Annotated in this window: 25 protein-coding genes and 1 pseudogene; 12 read left to right on the forward strand and 14 right to left on the reverse strand. The window is 53.5% G+C overall.

Annotated features, from left to right (window positions below):
- The first annotated feature begins 3 nt into the window (after positions 1-3).
- Together MVO87_RS10465 and MVO87_RS10470 are read left to right on the forward strand one after the other, a co-directional pair.
- Entirely contained in the window at positions 4-654 is a 651-nt protein-coding gene (locus MVO87_RS10465; RefSeq protein ID WP_297516590.1) for a protein-L-isoaspartate(D-aspartate) O-methyltransferase, read from the forward strand.
- A gap of 39 nt (positions 655-693) precedes the next feature.
- A complete protein-coding gene (locus tag MVO87_RS10470; protein ID WP_297516588.1) occupies positions 694-1,314 on the forward strand; it encodes an HAD-IB family phosphatase in 621 nt (206 codons plus the stop codon).
- A gap of 135 nt (positions 1,315-1,449) precedes the next feature.
- Here the strand turns inward: MVO87_RS10470 and MVO87_RS10475 are convergent, their stop codons facing one another.
- Both MVO87_RS10475 and MVO87_RS10480 read right to left on the reverse strand, forming a co-directional pair.
- Positions 1,450-2,667 carry an A24 family peptidase C-terminal domain-containing protein gene (locus MVO87_RS10475; protein ID WP_297516586.1) on the reverse strand — a complete coding sequence of 406 codons (1,218 nt, stop codon included), beginning with the start codon at positions 2,665-2,667 and terminating at the stop codon, positions 1,450-1,452.
- Between the two features lie 9 nt (positions 2,668-2,676).
- Positions 2,677-2,841, reverse strand: coding sequence for a class III signal peptide-containing protein (locus tag MVO87_RS10480; protein WP_297516602.1), 165 nt, complete (start codon positions 2,839-2,841; stop codon positions 2,677-2,679).
- Positions 2,842-2,909: 68 nt separating this feature from the next.
- Here MVO87_RS10480 and MVO87_RS10485 point away from each other — a divergent pair, with 68 nt between their 5' ends.
- Positions 2,910-3,248, forward strand: coding sequence for an ASCH domain-containing protein (locus MVO87_RS10485; protein WP_297516584.1), 339 nt, complete (start codon positions 2,910-2,912; stop codon positions 3,246-3,248).
- Entirely contained in the window at positions 3,245-3,814 is a 570-nt protein-coding gene (locus MVO87_RS10490; protein WP_297516581.1) for an ASCH domain-containing protein, read from the forward strand. Before MVO87_RS10485 ends, MVO87_RS10490 begins: the two co-directional genes overlap by 4 nt.
- Here MVO87_RS10490 and MVO87_RS10495 read toward each other — a convergent pair.
- Complete coding sequence (locus MVO87_RS10495; protein ID WP_297516579.1) at positions 3,795-4,085, reverse strand: hypothetical protein; 291 nt, start codon at positions 4,083-4,085, stop codon at positions 3,795-3,797. The two genes, MVO87_RS10490 and MVO87_RS10495, sit on opposite strands and share 20 nt — an antisense overlap.
- A gap of 143 nt (positions 4,086-4,228) precedes the next feature.
- Here MVO87_RS10495 and MVO87_RS10500 point away from each other — a divergent pair, with 143 nt between their 5' ends.
- Positions 4,229-4,933 (forward strand): TIGR02253 family HAD-type hydrolase, encoded by a 705-nt coding sequence (locus MVO87_RS10500; RefSeq protein ID WP_297516577.1) that lies wholly within the window; start codon positions 4,229-4,231, stop codon positions 4,931-4,933.
- Between the two features lie 70 nt (positions 4,934-5,003).
- Here the strand turns inward: MVO87_RS10500 and pgsA are convergent, their stop codons facing one another.
- From pgsA to MVO87_RS10515, 3 genes are read right to left on the reverse strand one after another with little or no spacing between them, the layout of a single operon-like run.
- Positions 5,004-5,573, reverse strand: coding sequence for an archaetidylinositol phosphate synthase (gene pgsA, locus MVO87_RS10505; RefSeq protein WP_297516575.1), 570 nt, complete (start codon positions 5,571-5,573; stop codon positions 5,004-5,006).
- Positions 5,574-5,578: 5 nt separating this feature from the next.
- Positions 5,579-6,115, reverse strand: coding sequence for a tRNA (cytidine(56)-2'-O)-methyltransferase (locus MVO87_RS10510; RefSeq protein WP_297553102.1), 537 nt, complete (start codon positions 6,113-6,115; stop codon positions 5,579-5,581).
- Positions 6,115-7,716, reverse strand: a complete 1,602-nt coding sequence (locus MVO87_RS10515) for a transglutaminase-like domain-containing protein (protein ID WP_297553103.1) — start codon at positions 7,714-7,716, stop codon at positions 6,115-6,117. Before MVO87_RS10515 ends, MVO87_RS10510 begins: the two co-directional genes overlap by 1 nt.
- A gap of 49 nt (positions 7,717-7,765) precedes the next feature.
- Here MVO87_RS10515 and MVO87_RS10520 point away from each other — a divergent pair, with 49 nt between their 5' ends.
- Together MVO87_RS10520 and MVO87_RS10525 are read left to right on the forward strand one after the other, a co-directional pair.
- Complete coding sequence (locus MVO87_RS10520; protein WP_297516601.1) at positions 7,766-8,545, forward strand: (R)-S-adenosyl-L-methionine hydrolase; 780 nt, start codon at positions 7,766-7,768, stop codon at positions 8,543-8,545.
- Positions 8,546-9,109: a nicotinamide-nucleotide adenylyltransferase gene (locus MVO87_RS10525; protein ID WP_297516569.1), complete on the forward strand. Its 564-nt coding sequence runs from the start codon at positions 8,546-8,548 to the stop codon at positions 9,107-9,109.
- On the opposite strand, the gene MVO87_RS10530 is transcribed toward MVO87_RS10525, so the two are convergent.
- On the reverse strand, positions 9,106-10,290 hold the full coding sequence (locus MVO87_RS10530; protein ID WP_297516567.1) for an MFS transporter: 1,185 nt from the start codon (positions 10,288-10,290) through the stop codon (positions 9,106-9,108). The genes MVO87_RS10525 and MVO87_RS10530 overlap by 4 nt on opposite strands.
- A 161-nt stretch (positions 10,291-10,451) precedes the next feature.
- On the opposite strand from MVO87_RS10530, the gene MVO87_RS10535 reads away from it, so the two are divergent.
- Both MVO87_RS10535 and MVO87_RS10540 read left to right on the forward strand, forming a co-directional pair.
- Positions 10,452-11,159: a beta-galactosidase gene (locus MVO87_RS10535; RefSeq protein WP_297516565.1), complete on the forward strand. Its 708-nt coding sequence runs from the start codon at positions 10,452-10,454 to the stop codon at positions 11,157-11,159.
- A 35-nt stretch (positions 11,160-11,194) separates the two neighbouring features.
- Positions 11,195-11,569, forward strand: a complete 375-nt coding sequence (locus MVO87_RS10540) for a hypothetical protein (RefSeq protein WP_297516564.1) — start codon at positions 11,195-11,197, stop codon at positions 11,567-11,569.
- Between the two features lies 1 nt (position 11,570).
- Here the strand turns inward: MVO87_RS10540 and MVO87_RS10545 are convergent, their stop codons facing one another.
- The 3 genes and pseudogenes from MVO87_RS10545 to MVO87_RS10555 all read right to left on the reverse strand — a co-directional run bounded on the left by MVO87_RS10545 (position 11,571) and on the right by MVO87_RS10555 (position 15,553).
- Complete coding sequence (locus MVO87_RS10545; RefSeq protein ID WP_297516600.1) at positions 11,571-12,197, reverse strand: GNAT family N-acetyltransferase; 627 nt, start codon at positions 12,195-12,197, stop codon at positions 11,571-11,573.
- 34 nt (positions 12,198-12,231) lie between these two features.
- Complete coding sequence (locus tag MVO87_RS10550) at positions 12,232-14,667, reverse strand: serine/threonine-protein kinase (RefSeq protein WP_297516563.1); 2,436 nt, start codon at positions 14,665-14,667, stop codon at positions 12,232-12,234.
- Between the two features lie 64 nt (positions 14,668-14,731).
- A pseudogene (locus MVO87_RS10555) lies at positions 14,732-15,553 on the reverse strand (GNAT family N-acetyltransferase).
- Between the two features lie 67 nt (positions 15,554-15,620).
- On the opposite strand from MVO87_RS10555, the gene MVO87_RS10560 reads away from it, so the two are divergent.
- From MVO87_RS10560 to MVO87_RS10570, 3 genes are all read left to right on the forward strand, one after another.
- Complete coding sequence (locus MVO87_RS10560) at positions 15,621-16,124, forward strand: hypothetical protein (RefSeq protein WP_297516598.1); 504 nt, start codon at positions 15,621-15,623, stop codon at positions 16,122-16,124.
- Positions 16,125-16,186: 62 nt separating this feature from the next.
- Positions 16,187-16,633, forward strand: coding sequence for a helix-turn-helix domain-containing protein (locus MVO87_RS10565; RefSeq protein ID WP_297553105.1), 447 nt, complete (start codon positions 16,187-16,189; stop codon positions 16,631-16,633).
- Position 16,634: 1 nt separating this feature from the next.
- A complete protein-coding gene (locus MVO87_RS10570) occupies positions 16,635-17,117 on the forward strand; it encodes a hypothetical protein (RefSeq protein WP_297516558.1) in 483 nt (160 codons plus the stop codon).
- Positions 17,118-17,300: 183 nt separating this feature from the next.
- Here MVO87_RS10570 and MVO87_RS10575 read toward each other — a convergent pair whose 3' ends face one another.
- From MVO87_RS10575 to MVO87_RS10590, 4 genes are all read right to left on the reverse strand, one after another.
- Complete coding sequence (locus MVO87_RS10575) at positions 17,301-17,972, reverse strand: gluzincin family metallopeptidase (RefSeq protein WP_297516555.1); 672 nt, start codon at positions 17,970-17,972, stop codon at positions 17,301-17,303.
- Between the two features lie 147 nt (positions 17,973-18,119).
- A complete protein-coding gene (locus MVO87_RS10580) occupies positions 18,120-18,665 on the reverse strand; it encodes a GNAT family N-acetyltransferase (protein ID WP_297514998.1) in 546 nt (181 codons plus the stop codon).
- Between the two features lie 49 nt (positions 18,666-18,714).
- Positions 18,715-18,858 (reverse strand): hypothetical protein, encoded by a 144-nt coding sequence (locus MVO87_RS10585; protein ID WP_297515001.1) that lies wholly within the window; start codon positions 18,856-18,858, stop codon positions 18,715-18,717.
- Between the two features lie 144 nt (positions 18,859-19,002).
- Entirely contained in the window at positions 19,003-19,647 is a 645-nt protein-coding gene (locus MVO87_RS10590) for a hypothetical protein (RefSeq protein WP_297515003.1), read from the reverse strand.
- Positions 19,648-19,696 lie beyond the last annotated feature (49 nt).

Genomic DNA, 19,696 nt, shown 5'->3' on the forward strand with positions numbered 1-19,696 from the left:
TCCATGAACCTCGACGAGCTCTGGAGGAGAACCGTTGAGAACCTCGTTCGCGAGGGAATCATACGGAGCGAAGCGGTTAAACGGGCCTTTCTAAAGTATCCCCGCTACCTCTTCGTTGAGGAGAAGTACCGGAAGTACGCCCACCTCGACGAGCCGCTGCCGATTCCGGCCGGGCAGACGATAAGCGCCCCCCACATGGTTGCGATAATGCTCGAGCTTGCCGAACTCAAACCGGGTATGAACATCCTCGAGATAGGAACCGGGAGCGGGTGGAACGCGACTCTGATTTCGGAGCTCGTCAAGACCGACGTTTACACCGTTGAGAGGATTCCAGAGCTGGTCGAGTTCGCAAGGAGGAACCTGGAGCGCGCTGGAGCTAAGAACGTCCACGTGATTCCCGGCGACGGAACGCTCGGCTTCCCGCCGAAGGCTCCCTACGACAGGATTCTCGTAACGGCCGGGGCACCGGACATACCAAAGCCCCTGGTGGAACAGCTCAAGCCCGGCGGAAAGCTCATAATCCCCGTTGGAAGCTACCACCTCTGGCAGGACCTTCTTGAGGTTATCAAGCTCGAAGACGGTTCGATTAAGGTAAAGAACCACGGGGGCGTTGCCTTCGTTCCGCTCATCGGGGAATACGGCTGGAGGGAGTAGACTTTTAAGTTCGGTCCCTCTTCATAACCCGGTGATAGAATGAGGCTCATAGCTTTCGACGTCGAGGGAACCCTTGTAAAGGCGCGTTCGAGCTGGGTCGAGCTCCACAAGAAGTTCGGCACGTGGGAGAAGGGGAAGGAGTACGCGGAGCTGTTCTTTGCCGGAAAGATTGACTACGCGAAGTGGGCCGAGTTAGACGCTTCCCTCTGGCTCGGCAAAAGCAGGGAGGAAATCCTTGAGTGGGCGGACTCGGTCGAGTACAACGACTACGCCTTTGAGCTGATGGACTTCCTGCGCGAGAACGGGTTTAAAATAGCCCTCCTCTCGAGCGGGCTGATGTGTTTGGCCGGAAGGGTCGCGAGGGAGCTTAAAGCGGACTACGTTTTCGCCAACGAGCTGGTCTTCAAGGACGGAAAAGTTGCCGGCGTCATTCCGAGGGTTGACTTCGAGGGGAAGGGCGCGATACTCAGAAGGCTCAAGGAGGAGCTCAAACCTGAACTGACGATAGCGGTCGGCGACGGCTTCAACGACCTCAGCATGTTCCGTGAGGCGGACGTGGCGATAGCGATAAACCCGCACGAGGGCGTTGAGGGCGACCACGTCGTCGAGAGCCTGAGAGAAGTGCGGGAGATAATCGAGGGACTGATAGGGGGTCGGTGAAGGGCGTGCTCCTCACCGCTCGGCAAAGCAAAAGCTCGTCATCCCCCTGTCGGCCCGACCGGAACCCCCGGTTCACGATTCCCCAGGGAGGGCGGGCGCCGGGCCGGTGGAAAATTGGAAAAGGGCCTTAAAACTTTAGAGGCCCATCAGCTTGAGCTCGAGGAGCCAGAACAGGTCGCCGATGAAGTAGCTTATCAGGAAGCCGAGGAATATCGCCGGGGCGAAGGGCATTGCTTTCTTCCTCAAGAACTTGTTCTCCAGCTTTCCTTCCTCCACGAGCCTCTTGAGTTCTTCAATCTGCTCCTTCGTCAGGCCCTCGGCGCTCGGTGATGCTATGACCTTCCCATAGTCCGGCTTGAGGAGCGAAAGGTCCACCTTCAGGAGCGCGAACTTGAGCCTCTCGAAGGGGTCTGTCCTGTCGCGTCTAATTTTCCCGTCCTTCTCGAAGATGGTTTCTCCCAGTATGTCCCACTCCCTCAGTTCCTCAACCGGAACCTCCTCCATGAGGACGTTCCTCCTTATGAACTTGACGAGTGCCAGGAACACCTTGAAGGCGTAGAGGAACGCGAGGAGCCTCAGGAAGGCAAAAATCGCGCTCTCCGGTGAGAGGTAGATGAGATAGGAGAGAACAAGCGCTCCCGCAACGTCTCCGATTCTCCTGAGCTTGCCGAAAATTGTTATGAGGACTACCGCGAGGAGCCAGCCGAGGATGGGGTTCAGTGAGACGCCGAGTCCCTCTTCCAAGATGACCCTTACCCCCAGGGCACCCATAATCCAGAGGGACAGCTCGACGGTGAGGCCGGCACCGGAGACGAGTATCTCTCTGAGCTCCGAGAAGCGCTTCCTCAGGATTATGACGCCGAAGGCGTAGATGAATATGAACGGGAACACCGCTATGAGGCCGTTGAGGAGGATTGCTATTGGATAAAGCGGGTAGTGAATGTAGTAGGGGGCGGTTATCTTGGCCGTGTCTGGCGGGTATGGCAGGAGCGCGGAGAAGCCGGCTAGTATAACCGCGTCGCCGCTTGCCCATGCCCCGATGTAGAACAGGAGCAGACCGAGAATCAGCCCAACGAACAGGGCTATTATTCCTGAGAGGGCAACCAGAACGCTACCCTCGCTCAGCCCCTTGTAGAGGTAGTAAAGGATTCCGATTTCAACGGCCGGAACCGGCAGTTTGACGAGCCACTTCGGGAGGGGAACCTCCTCTTCGCCCTCGTCCCAGCCGAGGAACTTTCCGATGAGCGCTAAAAGAACCGAGACGTGGTTGTCGAAGATGAAACCGGTCTTCAGGTCGGTGTAGGATGTAACCAAACCCATGGCTAGCCCTGCCAGAAGCGGAACCGCCTCCATGCTTTCACCTCACAGGTTTTCGAGGAGCTCTCTCCTGACGCTGTCAACGTAGTTGTTAACGTTCCTGTTGAGGTCTCTCATTGAGTTCAGGACGACCCTCGTCGCCATGAGCACGAGCACGAGAACCGCTGCGAGCATGAATAGGTATTCCAGTGCAGTTTGAGCCCTTCTCATGGTCGCTCCCAATAAGGTTACGCCCCAAAGCCTTTAAAAGTTTCCCTGAACTTTCTTCGGGAGCGAAGATGAAGGTTTACAGACTGTTCGTCAAGGAGGAGTATCTGGACTTCATAACGTCCGGCCAGAAGAGGATAGAGGTTCGCGTCGCTTACCCCCAGTTGAGAAAGATTCAGCCCGGGGACAAGCTCATCTTCAACGACTCGGTTCCGGCCGTTGTTACAGAGGTCAAGCGCTACGAGACGTTTAGACAGGTTCTGCGCGAGGAGCCCATAAAGAAAATCTTTCCCGACGAGCCGAGCTTCGAGAGGGCGGTAAAGCGGTTCCACAACCTCTACCCCAAGTGGAAGGAGAACCGCTACGGTGTTATCGCCATAAAGTTCAAGCTCATCGGTGAGGGGCGATGAAGCACCTCGAGTTCGATGGGAAGTACGCCGATGCTATACTGAAAGGGAAGAAGAGGGCAACCGTCAGGCTGGGCAGAAAACCGAACCTCAGGGAGGGGGACACGGTTCTAATCCACGCTGGCGGCTACGCCCTCGGGAAGGCCGTAATAGAGAGAGTGGAGAGCAAAACTGTGAAGGAGCTCACCGAGGAGGATGCCTTCCTCGACGGCTTTTCCAGCAGGGAGGAGCTGATTAGGGCTTTGAAGGAGCACTACAAGTACGTAAACGACGACTCCAGGGCCCACGTGATAGTCTTTCGCCTCGTGGAGAAGTTTGAGAAACCCGTGATGAGCTCGGACTACGCCTATGAGGGCAACCTGCCGGTTGAGATAGCCGAGAAAGCGTTAAAGTACCTCGACCTGCCCGAGGAAGACAGGAAGCTGATAGAGCTGTTCCTCAAAACGGGAAGCCTGAGGAAAGCCGCCTACAGGCTCGGTGGCCTGAACAAGCGCTACCTGATAAGGGACGCGCTGAGAAGGGCCTACGAGGAGCTGAAGAAGAAAGGAATCATGGGACCGAAGCTTTAACGCTCTCAAGGAGCGCTATCGTCTCCTCTCCTTCGACCTCTCTCTTAACGGCTGAGAGCTTAATCGGCATGAGCTTGAAGGTGTTACCGTTGATGAGGTGCCTGAGGGTCTTCTCAAACTCCTCCATTTCCTTCTCTCCCGCGAAGTCCACCTTGGCTATGAAGTCGTACTCCCCGTAGAGCCACTGCCCGCTCACGGGGAGCTTCTCCAAAACCTCGTCCCTAACGCCCCAGACGAGGAGTATGGCCTCGATTCTCCTCACCTCCGCCATAGATGGGGGTTGTCCTACGATAAAAGCCTTTCTCAGCTTTTTCCGTCAGACCTACAACCTTTCGAAATATTTTCGGGTGAAATTCGTCTCCACGGCGGGAAGCGTTTTAACGCCCTCAGGGAACCTAAAAAGGGTGGTGAAAAATGAAGGCGGTCTTCTTCGACTTCGTCGGGACGCTCATAACGAAGGACGGTGAAAACGTAACGCATCTCAACATAATCCGCGAGGTTCTCAGGAGGGCCAACGCCGACCTTGACGCCGAAACCGTTTGGAGGGCCTATGAGGAGGAGAGCTCAAGGCTCTTCAGCGAGCTGGCAGGCAAAGAGGCGAGGAAAATCCGCGAGGTCGATACGGAGGCTTTAAGGCGCGTTGCAGAGCGCTACGGCTTCAGCGTTCCCGAGGAATTCTGGGAAATCAGCCTTGAGATGCACTCCCGCTATGGGGAACTCTTCCCCGATGCGGTGGAGACGATTAAGGCGCTCAAGGCGCTCGGCCTCCACGTTGGAATCGTAACCGACTCGGACAACGACTACATCGAGAGCCACCTAAAAGCACTCGGAATCTACGACCTCTTCGATTCGATAACCACCAGCGAGGAGGCAGGCTACTTCAAGCCCCACCCGAGGCCCTTCCGGCTGGCCCTTGAAAAAGCGGGTGTAAAGCCAGAGGAGGCCCTCTACGTCGGAGACAACCCGAGGAAAGACTGCGTTGGTGCCAAGAACGTTGGAATGCTCAGCGTTCTCCTCGACCCGAAGGCCGAGAAGAGGGAGCTCTGGGACAACTGCGACTTCGTCGTTTCAAAGCTGGGCGACGTCGTTGAGATAGTGAAGGGTCTGATGGAAAAATGATGGGGGTCAGCAACGGCAGGGCTCTTCATCGGAGCCTCAGATAGCGAAATTCTCGTCATTCCCCTCTTCTTCACTTCAGCCTCTGGTAGGCGGCGTAAAACCTCTGGATGACGGTTATCCACGCGAGTATTCCGACGATGTAGACGCCATATCTGACGTATTCTGCCCCGAGGAACGAAAATAGCATGAGGATTATCAGCCTCTCCGCCCTCTCGGCTATGCCAACGGCGAGCTTTCCGGAGCCAGCTAACTCGGCCCTGCAACGCTCGTAGCTGACGAGGTAGCTTCCCATGAACGTCAGGAAGGCAACGCGCCAGTCTGCGAGGCTTCCGAGCGCGATTCCAAAGAGCACCGCGCCGTCGCTTATCCTGTCGAAGGTCGAGTCGAGGAATGCCCCGAAGCGGCTCGTCTTCCCTGTCAGCCTTGCCAGCGTTCCGTCGAGGGCGTCAACGAGCGAGCCTATGAGGAGCGTTAGAGCCGCCAACCTCGGCTCGCGGAGGTAGTAGAGGTAGGCCGCAAGGAGGCTTAGTAGGAGGCCTATCACTGTTACCGCGTTCGGCGTTAGCCCGGCCTTTGCGAGGGGTTTAACTATCGCCTCAAGGTAGCCCCTGACGTTCTCTCGATACCTGTTGAGGACCATTTCCTTCACCCGTCGAGCTGGATTACCTTCTTCCCCCTCTCCTGCGGAATGATTTTGAGCTTTGCCCCCTCGAACTCCTTCCTGAGGCCCTCACCGTCGAGGAGCCTGTCGAGGAAAACCGCCAGCGCCGCCACCTCGCTGTGGGGCTGGTTGCCAACTGCCACGTTGTAGTGGGCCAGCTCGTAAACGTCTCTTGGAACCTTCTCGGCACCGACGACGATGAGGAAGTCCTTTCCGGCCTTCAGCTCCTCCTTAAGCTTCGGCATCGCGTCGTCTATGTGCACCCCGTACATCGTCAGGTGGACTATAACGCCCCTCTCGCGCCACTCCCTCAGGATTTTCTTCCAGCTGGGGTCGAAGGTTATCTCGAACGGCCCTCCCCATCTCCTCACGACGTCCTCAACGCTCTCCCTGACGTGCTCGTCTTCCTCGGCGGCGATGATTATTTTGTCGGCTCCGAAGGCCCTAGCCGTCAGGGCCACGTGCGTTGTGATTCGCTTATCCCTCTCCGGCCTGTGACCGAGTCTGAGTACCGCTATCATCACACCTCACCCGTAAAGACCCTCCAGTAGTAAGTGAAATCATCGCGCCAGGGTATGTCCCTGTAGAACTCGTACAGGACTTTTATGTTTTTCTGGATTTTGTCCGCGCTCCACTCTGAGAGGACCTCGTTCAGCTCGGCCTCGTTGGGTGCCGACGCAAAGAGGAAGAGTGCGTAGAGTTTCTCCTGCTCGTTCAGGTCGTTGAGGACGAGGTCAATCTTGGAGCGGAGAGATGGCTTTACACGGTTCATAATCACGTTCATAAGCCTGTCCTCGAGGTCGTTCATGAACTGGTTCGTGACGTCAACGTGGTTGTGGAGGCCGGTTCCGTATTTGAGGGCCACGAGACGGTAGCCCTTGGTTGTTATGAGCTGGTAGAGTCTGGGGAAGTACGGACTGGCCAGGTACTCGTCCAGGGGACCTATGAAGTCGTGGCTGAAGTCAATCACGTACCAGCCGTCGCCGGTGTAGAACTCGGTAATTGGGTGGGCAGTGCAGTCAACGCCGTTGTAGAGGCCTACAACCCTGGCGGGAACGTTTATTGACCTGAGCATCGCCGTTATTAGGATTTGGGCCTCCCTCGGGCTTATGGTTTCCATCCTGAGAAGCTCCTTCGGGTTGAGGGTCGTCGTGTTGTCCGTGAAATTGTAGACTGCCTTAATCCACTTGTAAAGCTCAACAGCCGCCTGGTATTCGGAGCTCGCGTTCCCGATTATCGCCAGCGTTGCGGGTTTAAACGTCGTTGCGTTGAAGGCCGAGCTTGAGTTGTACCTCTCCTCCCAGTACCTGTCAACGATGTGCCCGCTGGCCGTCCAGGCGTAGTTCTCTCCGTACGCTTCCTTCAGCTGTTCGACCGTCGCCTCCCAGGGTTGCCAGACGACTTGGATTCTAAAGCTCTTTGCCATGCTCTTCTCAGCTGTTCCGACGCGGTACTGGACGAGAACCGAGACGAAACCGTCGCGGTAGGAGTAGGGTGCCTTGAAGGTGTAGCGCAGGGTCACGCTCTCCTCTGGGGGAATAACCCTCGGAGGTGTTGGCGCCCCCAGAACTTTCATTCTGGGCAGGGGCACGAAGCTCACCTTGAGGAGCTCGACCTCTTCGTCGTACCCGTTGGTTATCTCAACGGTTACGGGAATCTCGTCGCCCCCGAAAACCTTCTTGGGTGCGCTCACGTTCAGCGAGAGCCTCACCGGAACGTTCTCCTCTGTGGAAACGGTTATCCTGAAGTGGCCGTAGAAACCAGTCCAGGTTCTCTTAAGTTCGTCCCGCAGTTCCAGGGAGACTTGGAAGGTGTATATTCCGGGTCTTGAGGGCGCGCGGATTATCCAGACGAGCTGGGTTGCCTGGCCGACCTTTAGAACGGGCGGAAACCTTGGCTCCTGGACTATCTGGAAGTTGTCGTTGCCCAGGATTAGTGTGGCCCCAACGAGCCCAACCTTTCCCGTGTTGTTGACGGTCACGATTATGTGGAACGTTCCTCCGGGGGGTACGGTCGTCTTGTCAATCGAGAAGGTAACCTTCGCCGGTGGCTTCACGAGGCAACCGGACGCGAGCACGATGAGCGCGAGTGCCAGAAGGACGGCCGTTCTCTTCACCTTCATCTCCAAACCCTTTAAAGCCAAACCTTTAATTAAACTTTGGGTGGTGAAAGTGATAACGCTGACGACGGACTTCGGGCTTAAGGGGCCCTACGTCGGTGAGATGAAGGTTGCGATGCTCCGCGTCAACCCGAACGCGAAACTCGTCGATGTTACCCACGCGGTGACGAGGCACTCGATAATCGAGGGCTCCTTCGTCATGGAGCAGGTGGTTAAGTACTCGCCTCCCGGAACGGTTCACGTCGGAGTCATAGACCCCGGCGTCGGGACCGAGAGGAAGGCGGTAATCATCGAAGGTTCTCAGTGGCTGGTCGTTCCGGACAACGGATTAGCTACACTTCCGCTCAAGCATATAAACCCGAGACGCGCTTGGGAGATAGACTTCGAAAGGATTAAAAAATTCACAGGCTGGAGGATAAGCTCGACCTTTCACGGGAGAGATGTTTTCGGGCCCGCTGGAGCACTCATAGAGATGGGAGTTTCTCCAGAGGAGTTCGCGGAAGAGATTCCCCTCGATTCGCTGGTCGAGCTCGACATTGAGCCGAGGAAGGAAGGCGACCTCTGGGTTCTGAAGGTAATCTACGTTGATGACTTCGGCAATGTCATCCTAAACCTCGAGGACTACGGGAAGCCGGAGGCGGTTGAGCTACTCGACTTTGGACTTAAGATTCCCTACAGAGAGACCTACGGCCAAGTGGAGCCCGGAGAACTGCTTGCACTCCCGGGAAGCCACGACTACCTTGAGATTGCCGTCAACCAGGGGAGCGCGGGCGAGAGGCTCGACTTGGGTGTCGGGGATGTTGTTAGGGTGAAGCTGATCGGAGGTGATTGAATGAAGCGCGGTCTATTCGTCGGCCGTTTCCAGCCCGTCCACAACGGGCACATGAAAGCTTTGGAGTTCGTCTTCTCGCAAGTTGACGAGGTCATCATCGGAATCGGGAGCGCACAGGCAAGCCACACCCTCAAGAACCCCTTTACGACGAGCGAGAGGATGGAGATGCTGATAAGGGCCCTTGATGAAGCTGAGTTCCCCAAGAAGCGCTACTACTTGATTCCGCTCCCGGACATCAACTTCAACGCCATCTGGGCGACCTACGTGGTTAGTATGGTGCCCCGCTTTGACGTCGTCTTCACCGGGAACTCGCTCGTCGCCCAGCTCTTCCGTGAGAAGGGCTATGAAGTAATAGTCCAGCCGATGTTCAGGAAGGACATCCTCTCGGCGACGGAGATAAGGAAGCGCATGGTCGAGGGCAAGCCATGGGAGGAGCTCGTACCGAGGAGCGTCGCCGAGTTCATAAAGGAAATCCACGGCGTTGAAAGGATTCAGATGCTCGCGACGAACCTCGAGAAGAACGAGAAAGAGTTGCAAGCGCCGATAAGGATTCCGGAGTTTTAAGAGGGGCTCGATGTTCCCGTCTCTCCTTTTCTGCTCAGCTTTGCAAACATAGCCCCAGCCAGAAGGAACAGCCCGAAGCTTACAGCGTAGGGCAACGTTGGGTGAAGGCTCGCCAGTGCTCCCGCAACGAAGGGTGTGAAGAGGGCGAGGAGCTTCCGGTAGCTCGATATCGCCGCGTGGAACTCGCTGGCCTTCTCCTTTGGAATCAGCTTGAACATCCAGGAGCGGTAGAACGGGAACCAGAGGGTGCTTCCAAAGTCGCCGACCGCGTAAACGAGGAGGGCGAGCCAGAAGGGTGGCGAGAGGGCCATCACCAGCGCGTAGAAGGCGTTAATCAGCATGCCGGCCCCTATTGCCTGGAATCCCTTTCTCTTCGGAACCCTTTCGCTCGCGTAAGTTCCTATTATCGATGCCAAACTGCTCGCGCAGGCTATCAGCGTCACCTCGAAGACGGTCTTGTGGAGCACGAAGACGACGTAGTTTATGAGTACCAGCTCAGGAGCTAGAGCCCAGGCGAGCGTTAGTAAGGCCTCGAAGGCGAGGAGAAGCTTGAATTCGCCTGCTTTGAAGGTGAAGCCCTCCGATGTTATCTTCTCCTCCCGACCAACGGAAGGGAGGAACCTCCAGATGTACGCTACCGTGATGGCCGAGAAGAGGCCGAAGAGCAGAAACGCCCAACGGTAGCTCTCCGGTCCAGGATAGACGTAGCCTAGGATGTAGCCCATAATCGGGAAGGTGATAAGCCGAGATATCTCGGGCAAGCGGAGGTGCCAGGCAAAGATTTCCTCATACCTGTCCTCCGGGTAGATTACCTGCTCGTAGGCCCGGTAGAGGGGGTAAAGAACAGTGGAGAGCTTTTCTATAGCTCGCCCGGCGAAGAGCATGATAGGAGCTATAGCTCCCTTCGCGAGGCCGTAGGAAACGTATGCGATGCCGTCGAGGATGTCTATCGCGATAAGGCCCTTCTTGATGTCCCAGCGGTTGAAGAGCCTGCCGAAGAGGTAAGTCAGGGGAATCGCGATTATGTTCACAGCGGTAAAGAACACCCCGACTTCGAGAATCGAGTAGCCGGTCCCCATGAGGTATAGCGGGAAGAGTATCCAGACTATCAGGCCGGGAGCGATGAGCGTGTGGTAGAGCATGTATGCCCTGGCTTCCCTCGGAATCTCACTCCAGCGCATCTGAAGCCCCGTTCAGATTACAACCGAGATTTTAAAACGTTTCTCAGACACCTGGCGTAAACCAGCACCGCTCGCCCTCTTATGAAGACTGTGGGCTTGCTAAACGCACTCACCCAGATTAATTTCTCAAGAAGCTTTAAATGGGGTTCCCCCAAGTTCGGATGGCGGTCAACGTGCTGAGGAGATTGCTTCCACTCACGGCGTTTTTCATCGTCCTTCTGGTTATCTTTGGTCTGCTGTTCGTCAATCAAACTCCTACCCTTCCGCCCTGCGAGGGCAACGTCACTTACACCCTCACTCCCGGTGTCAACGGCTCCCTCGGTGTCCTGATAGTCTACATGGATCCGGGCATAAGCCACGAGAGGGCGGAGGCCGTTTTTGACGCGGCAAATAAGGTGGGTACGAAGTGGGTGAGGATAGGCTTTATCTGGGCACTGGCAGAGCCCTCGCCAGGGGAATACAACTTCACCGAGTTTGACTGGATAATCAACGCCGCTCTTGAGAGAAACCTCTCCGTGCTTCCCGTCGTGATGTTCACGCCTAAATGGGCCTCGGGAAAACCGGATGCGGAGGATTACTACCTCTATCCGCCGGCGAAGGGCGAATACCTCCGCGATTTCGCAAAGGCTCTGGCCATACACTACCGGGGGAAAATAACCCACTGGGAGCTCTGGAACGAGCCCGACATGAGGGGCTTCCTCAAAGACCTCGACGGAGACGGCTCGACCGCTGACGAGTACGCTGAGATGCTGGCCTACTTCTACGGCGGTATAAAAGCCGGAGACCGGATGCAAAGGTCGTCCTCGGCGGGCTTGCCAATTCGAAGGTCGAGCCCTCCTGCGAGAGGGACTACCTCAGGAAGCTCCTGAGCGACCCGGACTTTCCAGCGGGACAGAACTTCGATGTGGCGAACATCCACACGAACTTCCGGAGTCCTGAGGACATAATTCAGGAAATCCGGGAGACCCGGGCGATTCTACATGAATTCGGCCTCGAAAAGCCCCTCTGGATAACGGAAACGAGCTACACGCCCATCAAAAAGTTCCAGATTCTGCCGTGCTATCAGGGAGAGGAGGGGTTTGAGCGCTACGTTCACGATGCGCTCGTGGTCGAGCTGAACGAAGGCGCCGAGGTCGTCGTCTGGGCGGCCCTCCACGACTACGGGCCCGACCGGCCGGAGAGCGACCCATACAAGTACTCGGGCCTCTACACCTACGACCTTGAGCCGAAAAAGGCGGTGGAAGTGTTTAGAGAGTTGAGCGAGGAGCTGGAGAAATAGGTTAATCCAGCCATCCCTCCAGGGCCCTGTTAACGAGTTTCAGGAACTCCTCCTTAGTTCCGCCCTTCCTGTAGAACTCGTCTAATAGCTCCATGAAGCGTTTCTCCTCCTCTGTGAACTTCTCGCCTCTCCATCTGAAGATTCTGAACCTCTCGCCGAGGAGCTCAACGGTGTGGAAGCCGCTATCTCTGGGCGTTGGCTCAAGGTCCTTCACGAGCTCGATGGTATTTATCGTGTCGTAGCCGAGCCTCTTCCAGAAGGCTATGGCGTCCTTGTCCTGGGGTAAGACGAAGAGGTAGAGAGCCGAGTCCCACTTCAGCACCTCCTCCTCGGCCCGTTCGACGAGAGTTGTCCCAATTCCCTGCCCCCTGAATTCCGGCCTCACGTATATTTCCTCCACCCAGAAGCTGCCCTCCCTGCTCGAAACTCTAATGAAGCCTGCGGCCCTTCTTCCATCGAATGCGAGGAATATTATGTCGCCCCTTTTGAAGTAGTGCACTGCCTCTGCCCTGTATTCTGCCTCGGCGTGGGGGCTCCAGCCCTGCTTGCCCCTAAGCTCCTTGAAGAATTCGATGTAAAGCTCCTGGAAGTCCGGGAGGTGTTCCTCAATTAGGCGGACTATTTTCATTATTCTCACGTTTTAGAGTTTTTAAAAGCTAAAACTAAACTAACCATATAATAGTTTCTTCTATGTTATTTATTGTTTCTGGAGAAGGTGTTATTCTTTCGTTTAGGAATACACTAAGTTGGCTTAACATTTTATGTAATTTTTTTAGTTTAGTGCTGTCATTTATATATAATTTTAGCTCAGTTCCTATACGATAAGCATTCTCTAAGTTTCCTGCCCGTAGGTATGCAATAAACATGTATTTAAAATACTCAACTAACCGAATATTCTTAGTGACGGTGGTGAGCTCTGTGTTTGTTGGTAGGATCTCCATAAAGACTTTTAGTAAATCATTTTGTAATTGCTCTACAGTCTCATATCTCTTAGCCTTATCTTTTGCGAGCATTTTCATAATGATGGGTTCAACGAACTTAGCCTCTGGATTGACAGCGCTCGGTGGAACCGGGTCTTTCCCAATTATTGAGAACACTATCTCTCCAAAGGTACTCCCGTTAAAGGGGGACCTTCCAGTCACAAGTTCGTAGAAGATAACTCCCAGCTGCCAGATGTCCGTCCTCTCATCGGTTTTTCCAAAGCGAGATGGGTCTATCTGCTCCGGAGCGGCGTAGAGGGGTGTAATTTCTAGTGTCGAGTATGTATTTTCACTTACAAACTTGCTTAGCCCCCAGTCGCTAATCTTGGCTATACCTTGCTTGAGTAGAACGTTGCTCGGCTTCAAATCACGATGGATTACACCCTTTGAATGAGCATATTTAAGCCCTTCAGCAATATTGAGAATAACAAGTACCGCCTCATCTATTGACATAGGCCTTTTAGTTTTTTCTAATGAACCTTCGCAAAATTCCATCTCGAGATAGGGAATCGGTAGTACGTTGGCGTCATAGAGTTCGACGATGTTTGGATGCTTCAAGTGCAGCCAGTTGCTTATTTCTCGGAGGAAGGCTTTTCCAGTTGCCGTGTCCAGGTTCTTGGGGATTTTGAGAGCGACTGTTTTACCGTCACTCTTTCTTTTAGCTTTGTAAACCCACGCAAAACCACCTTGGCCGATGAGCTCAAAATCTGTGTAGAACTCGACCAACTGCTCCATGGGTTGTTGGATTACTGATCTTACTGAGGAAGTTAAAGATGGGGATAACTTATATGGGTGGTCAGCTTGATTAGTTGTGTTTTTATTGATCAATAATGCATAGTGCGTTGGTTCATTTTCGATTTTATACGGGACAATAATCTCAGGAATTGTGATACTGTGAAGATTTGTTAACCTGTACGTAGTTGTTATCAAGGAAGAAATATCATTGCTCTCTAACTTTCTAAGCAAAAATTGGATAGCATTTCTGATATATGTCATTTTGAAAACTTCTTCAATCGGGAAATCCATCTCTGTGTATTCTAGTTGATATTTCATCAAAGGTAATCCAAACTCTTTCAAAATTCTATTAGAGTATCCATTTATCCTACTAGATGCAACTTCATCGATTTCAAGATTTAGGTAGTCTCTTAACCACCGTTCTACTGTCTCTTGTGTTATAGTTATTCTCCAATCTCTCTCTGGATAAAAAACAACTTTTGATGGAAAGTTAAACAGAGGTAAGGACATGAGGAATGTTTTATTATTTTTGCTATATCCAGTACCAATATTATCTAATGGATTTTCCCTGATTATCATTGATCGTAGATAAAACTTAATTTGTTCTGCAAATGTGCTTCCGAATACATATCCCCATGCAATTGCTTTGTTAAGAATTTTTAAGTACCCCTCGCTCTCCGCAAGACAGGGATTTTCTTGAATTTTTCTTGATGGGGTATACTTAGGATTAAATCTTTCATAGTTGTCATCAATTAAATCTGCAGTACGAAGAATGGGTAAAAGTAGATAGGGTCTAATTGTCACTTGATATTCTTTCTCTTTTATATACACAGATAACACTCTTTGTTTTAGTTTATTCTTTTTTATATGTTTCTTGCCATTATGATTTTTTATAAGAAAACCAACAATACCTATGAAATCCCCGAGATCTAAGGAAAATACTTGATTTGAGCCTTCTTCGTAATCAAACTTTAAAATGGCTTTTTCCATATTTTTAACAATCTGGTAACTGTATTCTCCATGTTTTTTTCTTAGTTCCTTAAACCCATCCGGAGAATTCCATTTTTTTATGTCTGGTGAGATCATTGACAAATCATGAGAAAGTGCTGATATCTCCAGTATCAGCTTTTCCACCCTATAGGACATAGGATCCGTATGGAGAGTACTTATGTACTTTTTATAAAGCTTTACGCTATTTCTTTTTACACTATATGCATGGCAGATACCATGGGGGTTGAAAAACCACGGTTTGTATTCATCATCCAATTCTGGTATCCACATTTTGTTTCCGAATTCCTTTAAAATTTCACTCTCCCAAGCTGTTTTAAGAGCCAATATACCAGTGTCTAAAGAATTTTGAAGATTTTCAATAATATAGCCCATCATTGTTCCCTCTAGTCCATAGATACACACTTTTCTTTTTATCTCTTATTATAGCCATGATTGTCTACTTCTCTTTCGAACTTAAGAAAAGTCTCCTGAGAACCAGCACGTTGGGTTCCTCAGTCTCCTCCCAAAGAAAGAGACCGAGCCTCTTCAGTCCCGGCAGGAGGGGCTTAACACCGCTCGGGAGCATTACCTCGAACTCCTCCCGTCCCCTCTCGCGAGCAACCCAAGCCATTCCCGGGAGCGTGGCCTTAAGCGTTGCCAGTCCAACGTCGAGGGGCGTGAACGTTGCCTCCCCCTTCGGAACGAGGAAGCGGAAGCCGTTGAGGTCGTAGAATTAGGCCTTCGCCTTCAGCCATTCGAAGCTCTCATGACTCCTGTGGAGAAACTTCAATCCGACCGGGATTACGCCGAGGGTCAGGTCTTCCATCCCTGGCTCAATTTTCTCGGGCTCTTCTGGCTCAAAGTCTGCCACTTTGGCCCCGAAGTTGAAGAACTTGGCCTTGATGTAGAAGCCGTCTCTCTTTGCCATGGCTATGCTCTCGCGGCTGAGGAAGTAGGTCGCAAACTCAAGGGCCTCAATCTTTCCCTCGCGGGCGAGTCTCTCGCCGAGCCCGAGCATGAAATTGTGGAGCTTCCTCCCGTAGCCTCTACCCCTGTAGTCTGGGTGAACCCTCAGCCCCTCAAGCCAGCCAACCTTCCCCGGCAGAATGGTTAGCTTCGCCGTCCCGACGACCTTTCCGTCAACCTCGAGGGCGTAAAAACCTCCGTCCTCAAGCCACTCGTCGAAGACCCGTGCTAGATAATCCTCACCGTCCCAGGTCAGCCTCGCTATTTCCTCGATGAATGGTTTATCCTCTGGCCTTGCCTCGCGGATGAGCATGAACATCACCATGAGAGGGTTGGAGAAACCTTTTAAGGCTATTTTCCAATTACGTCCGGTGGTATTAATGAAACATATCGCGTCTCTAATAATCGCCCTGCTCTTGGTCGCTTCGGCCGTCCTCGGTTACTCATACCACCGGAAAAGTGCAGAGGCAGAAGACGCCAAAAGTGGCTTTCTTTCCGTTTCAAACACCGCCCTCTTCTGTCTGACCGACATGGGTGCCCTCGAAACGATGTTTAAAAACAACGCGAGCGAGGAACTCGTAAGGGAGCGGGTTGGAAGGTATGCTTTCTGCTCCCTCGTGCTCAGTAAGGCCTCGGCGTCGCTCTACAAGGTCACCGGGAAGAAAATGTACTGGAACTTTCACGTTGCATCTGCAAACCTCGCCGACTTCTTCAGCCACGTGAGGAACAGCGAAGAGCCGAGAAAACTCGTGGCCGAAAACCTGGACGTCCTCCTGCAGATTGACCGCGAGATTTCGGGGATATATCAAGAGTGGGGAAAGGGCAACGTCACCGAGGACATGACGTCTAAGCTCCTCAGCCTGACGGAAGGCCTCTCATGGTGAATCATTAAAACTGCTAACTCCTGACCGGAAACGCTAAAGGGTTGACCACCCAACCATTAACCATGCCCGACGAGGAGCTCGCCAGGGAAGTGCAGGAGCTCAGGAAGGCGCTCGAAGAGCTCAGGGAGAGCTTCGCCCTCGTTCCCCAGCTGGCGCAGGCCTACCTTCGGCTCATCAATCTATACACCCAGTACGGTAGCCTGGGAATAGAGGTGGCCGTTCCCGAGGTCACCGATCCCATATCGAGGGAAATCGTCCGGATTCTCTTCGACCTCAAGCGGGCCAACGTGAGCCAGATAGCGCGGGAGCTGAAGGGCAGGCGCGGAAAGGCCTCGCGCAACACGGTTCGAGCGAAGCTGGCCGAGCTGAAGGAGATGGGCATCGTCGTCGAGGTTCCCGGCGAGAGGGGAAAATGCTACGCCCTCTCAAAGAGGGTGGTCAAAAAGTGGCTCGAAATAGTCGGAATCCCGATTAAACTTGACCGGACTAATGATTATCGAGGTGGTTGACATGGTGGATGAAAAGGGTGGAACTCCGAAGAAGCTGGAGGAACTCCTAAATGAGATTGTAGAAGAGATGAGGAACGCCAGGAGCGAGGAGGAGCTCGAAGTCCTCAGGAAGAAGGCGGACATACTGGAGGATCTCATCGAGGCCTACGAGGGCGACAAAGACCTTGAAAAAGTGCCCCTGCTGCTGGAGAAACTCGGGGACATGGTGGAGAACATCCTCGGGCCGCTCAAAGAGCTCCTCAACGAGCTCTACAGCCCTGAGAGGGTTCAGGCGATGGGAAAGAGCGTGGCAGAATTTTATAAGAGCCTCGTCGAGGCGGGCATGGACAAGGATGCTGCTCTTGAGCTCACGAAGGAGTACATGGACTCGATAAACCCCGGCAAGAAGCTCATGGAGATGCTCGTGGATATGAAGAAATACCTTCAGGTTCCGGAGATTCCTAAGGTTCCCAAAAAGGAAGGAAGCAAAGGGGAGGTCGAATGAACCCGCTCCCAATTTTTCGCTTTTTTCTCCGCCTTCCATTGCTCGCGTTTAGAATTGCCGGTCTTGTGAGGATAACCAACCGGGCGAGGCGGAGCTTTAAAAAAGTCCTCAAGAAGGAAGGCCTACCCGAAGACGTCGCTGAGGAGCTTGAAAGGCATTTCACTCCTCGGTTTCCTTCTCTTCTCAAACGGTAACCTCAAGCCCTGTGACCTCTTTCATGATTCTCCTGAACCTCTCGAAATCAACGCTCTCCTCTTCCACGAGTCTCCTCAGGACGTCGTAGAAGGCATTTCCTGCCCGCTGGTGGATCTCGTAGAGAATTAATGCTCCTTTTGTGTAGGAGAGCTCCCAGAGGCCGAGCCTTCCCCACTCAGACAGTCTGAGCTTCTTCGCCTCCGGAAACCGCTCAATTACGGCTTCGTAGTTCCTTCTCAGGCCCTCGATGAAGCGGTTGAAGGCTTCCTCGCCGTGTATCTCCTTAATCGCCAGCGCAGTCAGGTAGTTGGCGAAGGCCTCGTCAAAGAACCTGCTTAGATGAGCCTTGGGCGTTGCCCTCGGGTTCCAGAGGTGGGCGAGCTCGTGGTAGAGGTTTGCTGGTATCTCCGCCCTGAGCGAGCTCCCCGCGACGAGCGCGTAGCCTTTTCCGGCCTGCCCGCCGTAGTTCTCAGGCGTCTCGATGACGGTGAACTTTCCCGCCCTGTGCCCTAAGATGGACGAATAAAACCAGTATGCATTCTCAAGTAGCTCAAGGGCTCTGTTAATTCCTTCTCCGCTAAGAATGGAGCGCCTGAAGGGCTCCTTTTCAATGACCTTGAACGGTGCCACCGCGATGTCGAGCCTTTTTGTGCCCTCCATCGGAGCCGGACTTCGAGAGCCTCATCAAGTCTATCGTTGGCTCGGAGTTTGACGCCGAGATAACCGTTGAGGGCATTCCTGAGGGGTTGGTGGTCGCGTTTGGCGGGGAAATCAAGGAAAACCGGCTGAGAATCGAGTTCCAAGTGCTCAATCATTTTCATCCCTTCTGAACTTCTCGTAAATCAGCTCGTCTAAGTACCTCCCGTCGCTCCAGACGTGCTCCCGGAACCGTCCGCTCAATGAGAAGCCGTTCTTTTCAAGGACGCGGATTGAGGGAATGTTGTCGCTGTGAACCTTCGCCCAGACCTTGTGGAGATTGAGATGAGTAAAGGCGTATTCGCAGAGGAGCTTCACCGTCTCCGTTCCGTAACCCTTTCCCCTCTCTTCCGGGGAGAGGTAGTAGAGTATCTCCCCCCACCTTGCCTGCCAGTCAATCCAGTTGAAGCCGGCTATGCCCACGAGCTTTCCGCTCTCGTTTTCTATCACCGCGAAAGTGGAGCTTTTCTCCCTGTTCTTCTTCAGCTCCTCGTAAAACTCCTCCTCTTCCTCGGGCAGGGTGAAGTGGGCTGAGTTGAAGAGACCCCTAACGGTGCTCCTGTCGTTGAACCACTCCCAGCTTTTGGGAAGGTTTTCCCTGAGGAAAATCGCCAGGGAGACCTTTTTGCCCTTCAAGATTATCGGGCGCATGGGCATCCCCTCAAGGGACTTCTTTGTTTTGTTAAGGATAAATGGAACGAGGCATTCAGCCCTCAATTGACTGAGCCACCATCTCGATTTCCTCCCATTCCCTCACACCGATGGCGATGCCTCCCTTCAGCACCTCGACCCAGCCGTTTTCCCATAGCTCCCTTACCTTTGGCTCTTCTCCCTCGAGAATCTCGACCACAACGGCCTTTCCTTCAAGCTCGCCCCGACGAGGAGCTTATTGCCTGCGGACAGGAGCGAGGTGGCGCTCCCCTCGCCAAGCTCGATTCTCCGCTCACCGGCCTGGACCCAGAAGCTTTCCCCGCGGTAGCCGGCCAGGACAAGCTCATCTTTCCATGTGCAGGCACTCAGAGCTGTACCCTCTGCGAGGACTCCTCTCCTGCTGGTTCCCCTCGTCGTTGAAGTCGAAGGCCTTCACTTCCCAGCTCCCGTTTTCAGCTTTGATGCTCCCTATGACCCTCACACCATTCTTCAAGGGCAGGAATGCCGTGAAAACCCCATCCTCCCAGCTCCCGAAATCCTTCAGCCAGAGGAGCTTCCCCTCCGGGGAGACCTTCCCGATGAAGAATCCCTTGTCGCCTGGCCTTCCGGTTTCCCCGGCGATAAAAACTCCGTCATTCGAGAGAAGGATTGAATAAACGGCTCCGTTGTTTCTAACGTTGAGCTTCAGCTCCCAGAGTGGATTTAAGCTCTTATCGAGCCTCGCCAGATATGCCTTCCAGCCCTCTCCTCCGTCAGGCGTTGCAACCCCTTCAACCGCCCCGCCTATCAGGTAGCCGTCGCCGAGATTGAGCGCGCTGTGCCCCTCCCAGTCGTTCTCTCCCGCCAAAAAGCGGGTCTCGACTATCTCTTCACCGTCGAGCCTTGCGAGCATTATTTTGTAGTTCTTACCGTCGTGCACGCTCCCGACGAGCAGGTCGCTGGCCATCGCAACCGGGACGGTTTCAGCACCGAACGAGTAGGTTCTCATTAGTTGAGCCCCCTGGAGCACTATCCCGGATTACTATCGGACAAGGTTT

It is taken from the genome of Thermococcus sp., assembly GCF_027063845.1.
Taxonomy (GTDB): Archaea; Methanobacteriota_B; Thermococci; order Thermococcales; family Thermococcaceae; genus Thermococcus.

Bases quoted from the DNA above. Each gene is read 5' to 3' on its own strand.
- MVO87_RS10465 (WP_297516590.1), top strand. From the start codon at position 4: ATGAACCTCGACGAGCTCTGGAGGAGAACCGTTGAGAACCTCGTTCGC.
- MVO87_RS10470 (WP_297516588.1), top strand. From the start codon at position 694: ATGAGGCTCATAGCTTTCGACGTCGAGGGAACCCTTGTAAAGGCGCGT.
- MVO87_RS10475 (WP_297516586.1), bottom strand. From the start codon at position 2,667: ATGGAGGCGGTTCCGCTTCTGGCAGGGCTAGCCATGGGTTTGGTTACA.
- MVO87_RS10480 (WP_297516602.1), bottom strand. From the start codon at position 2,841: ATGAGAAGGGCTCAAACTGCACTGGAATACCTATTCATGCTCGCAGCG.
- MVO87_RS10485 (WP_297516584.1), top strand. From the start codon at position 2,910: ATGAAGGTTTACAGACTGTTCGTCAAGGAGGAGTATCTGGACTTCATA.
- MVO87_RS10490 (WP_297516581.1), top strand. From the start codon at position 3,245: ATGAAGCACCTCGAGTTCGATGGGAAGTACGCCGATGCTATACTGAAA.
- MVO87_RS10495 (WP_297516579.1), bottom strand. From the start codon at position 4,085: ATGGCGGAGGTGAGGAGAATCGAGGCCATACTCCTCGTCTGGGGCGTT.
- MVO87_RS10500 (WP_297516577.1), top strand. From the start codon at position 4,229: ATGAAGGCGGTCTTCTTCGACTTCGTCGGGACGCTCATAACGAAGGAC.
- pgsA (WP_297516575.1), bottom strand. From the start codon at position 5,573: ATGGTCCTCAACAGGTATCGAGAGAACGTCAGGGGCTACCTTGAGGCG.
- MVO87_RS10510 (WP_297553102.1), bottom strand. From the start codon at position 6,115: ATGATAGCGGTACTCAGACTCGGTCACAGGCCGGAGAGGGATAAGCGA.
- MVO87_RS10515 (WP_297553103.1), bottom strand. From the start codon at position 7,716: ATGAAGGTGAAGAGAACGGCCGTCCTTCTGGCACTCGCGCTCATCGTG.
- MVO87_RS10525 (WP_297516569.1), top strand. From the start codon at position 8,546: ATGAAGCGCGGTCTATTCGTCGGCCGTTTCCAGCCCGTCCACAACGGG.
- MVO87_RS10530 (WP_297516567.1), bottom strand. From the start codon at position 10,290: ATGCGCTGGAGTGAGATTCCGAGGGAAGCCAGGGCATACATGCTCTAC.
- MVO87_RS10535 (WP_297516565.1), top strand. From the start codon at position 10,452: ATGGCGGTCAACGTGCTGAGGAGATTGCTTCCACTCACGGCGTTTTTC.
- MVO87_RS10545 (WP_297516600.1), bottom strand. From the start codon at position 12,197: ATGAAAATAGTCCGCCTAATTGAGGAACACCTCCCGGACTTCCAGGAG.
- MVO87_RS10550 (WP_297516563.1), bottom strand. From the start codon at position 14,667: ATGGGCTATATTATTGAAAATCTTCAAAATTCTTTAGACACTGGTATA.
- MVO87_RS10560 (WP_297516598.1), top strand. From the start codon at position 15,621: ATGAAACATATCGCGTCTCTAATAATCGCCCTGCTCTTGGTCGCTTCG.
- MVO87_RS10565 (WP_297553105.1), top strand. From the start codon at position 16,187: ATGCCCGACGAGGAGCTCGCCAGGGAAGTGCAGGAGCTCAGGAAGGCG.
- MVO87_RS10570 (WP_297516558.1), top strand. From the start codon at position 16,635: ATGGTGGATGAAAAGGGTGGAACTCCGAAGAAGCTGGAGGAACTCCTA.
- MVO87_RS10575 (WP_297516555.1), bottom strand. From the start codon at position 17,972: ATGGAGGGCACAAAAAGGCTCGACATCGCGGTGGCACCGTTCAAGGTC.
- MVO87_RS10580 (WP_297514998.1), bottom strand. From the start codon at position 18,665: ATGCCCATGCGCCCGATAATCTTGAAGGGCAAAAAGGTCTCCCTGGCG.
- MVO87_RS10590 (WP_297515003.1), bottom strand. From the start codon at position 19,647: ATGAGAACCTACTCGTTCGGTGCTGAAACCGTCCCGGTTGCGATGGCC.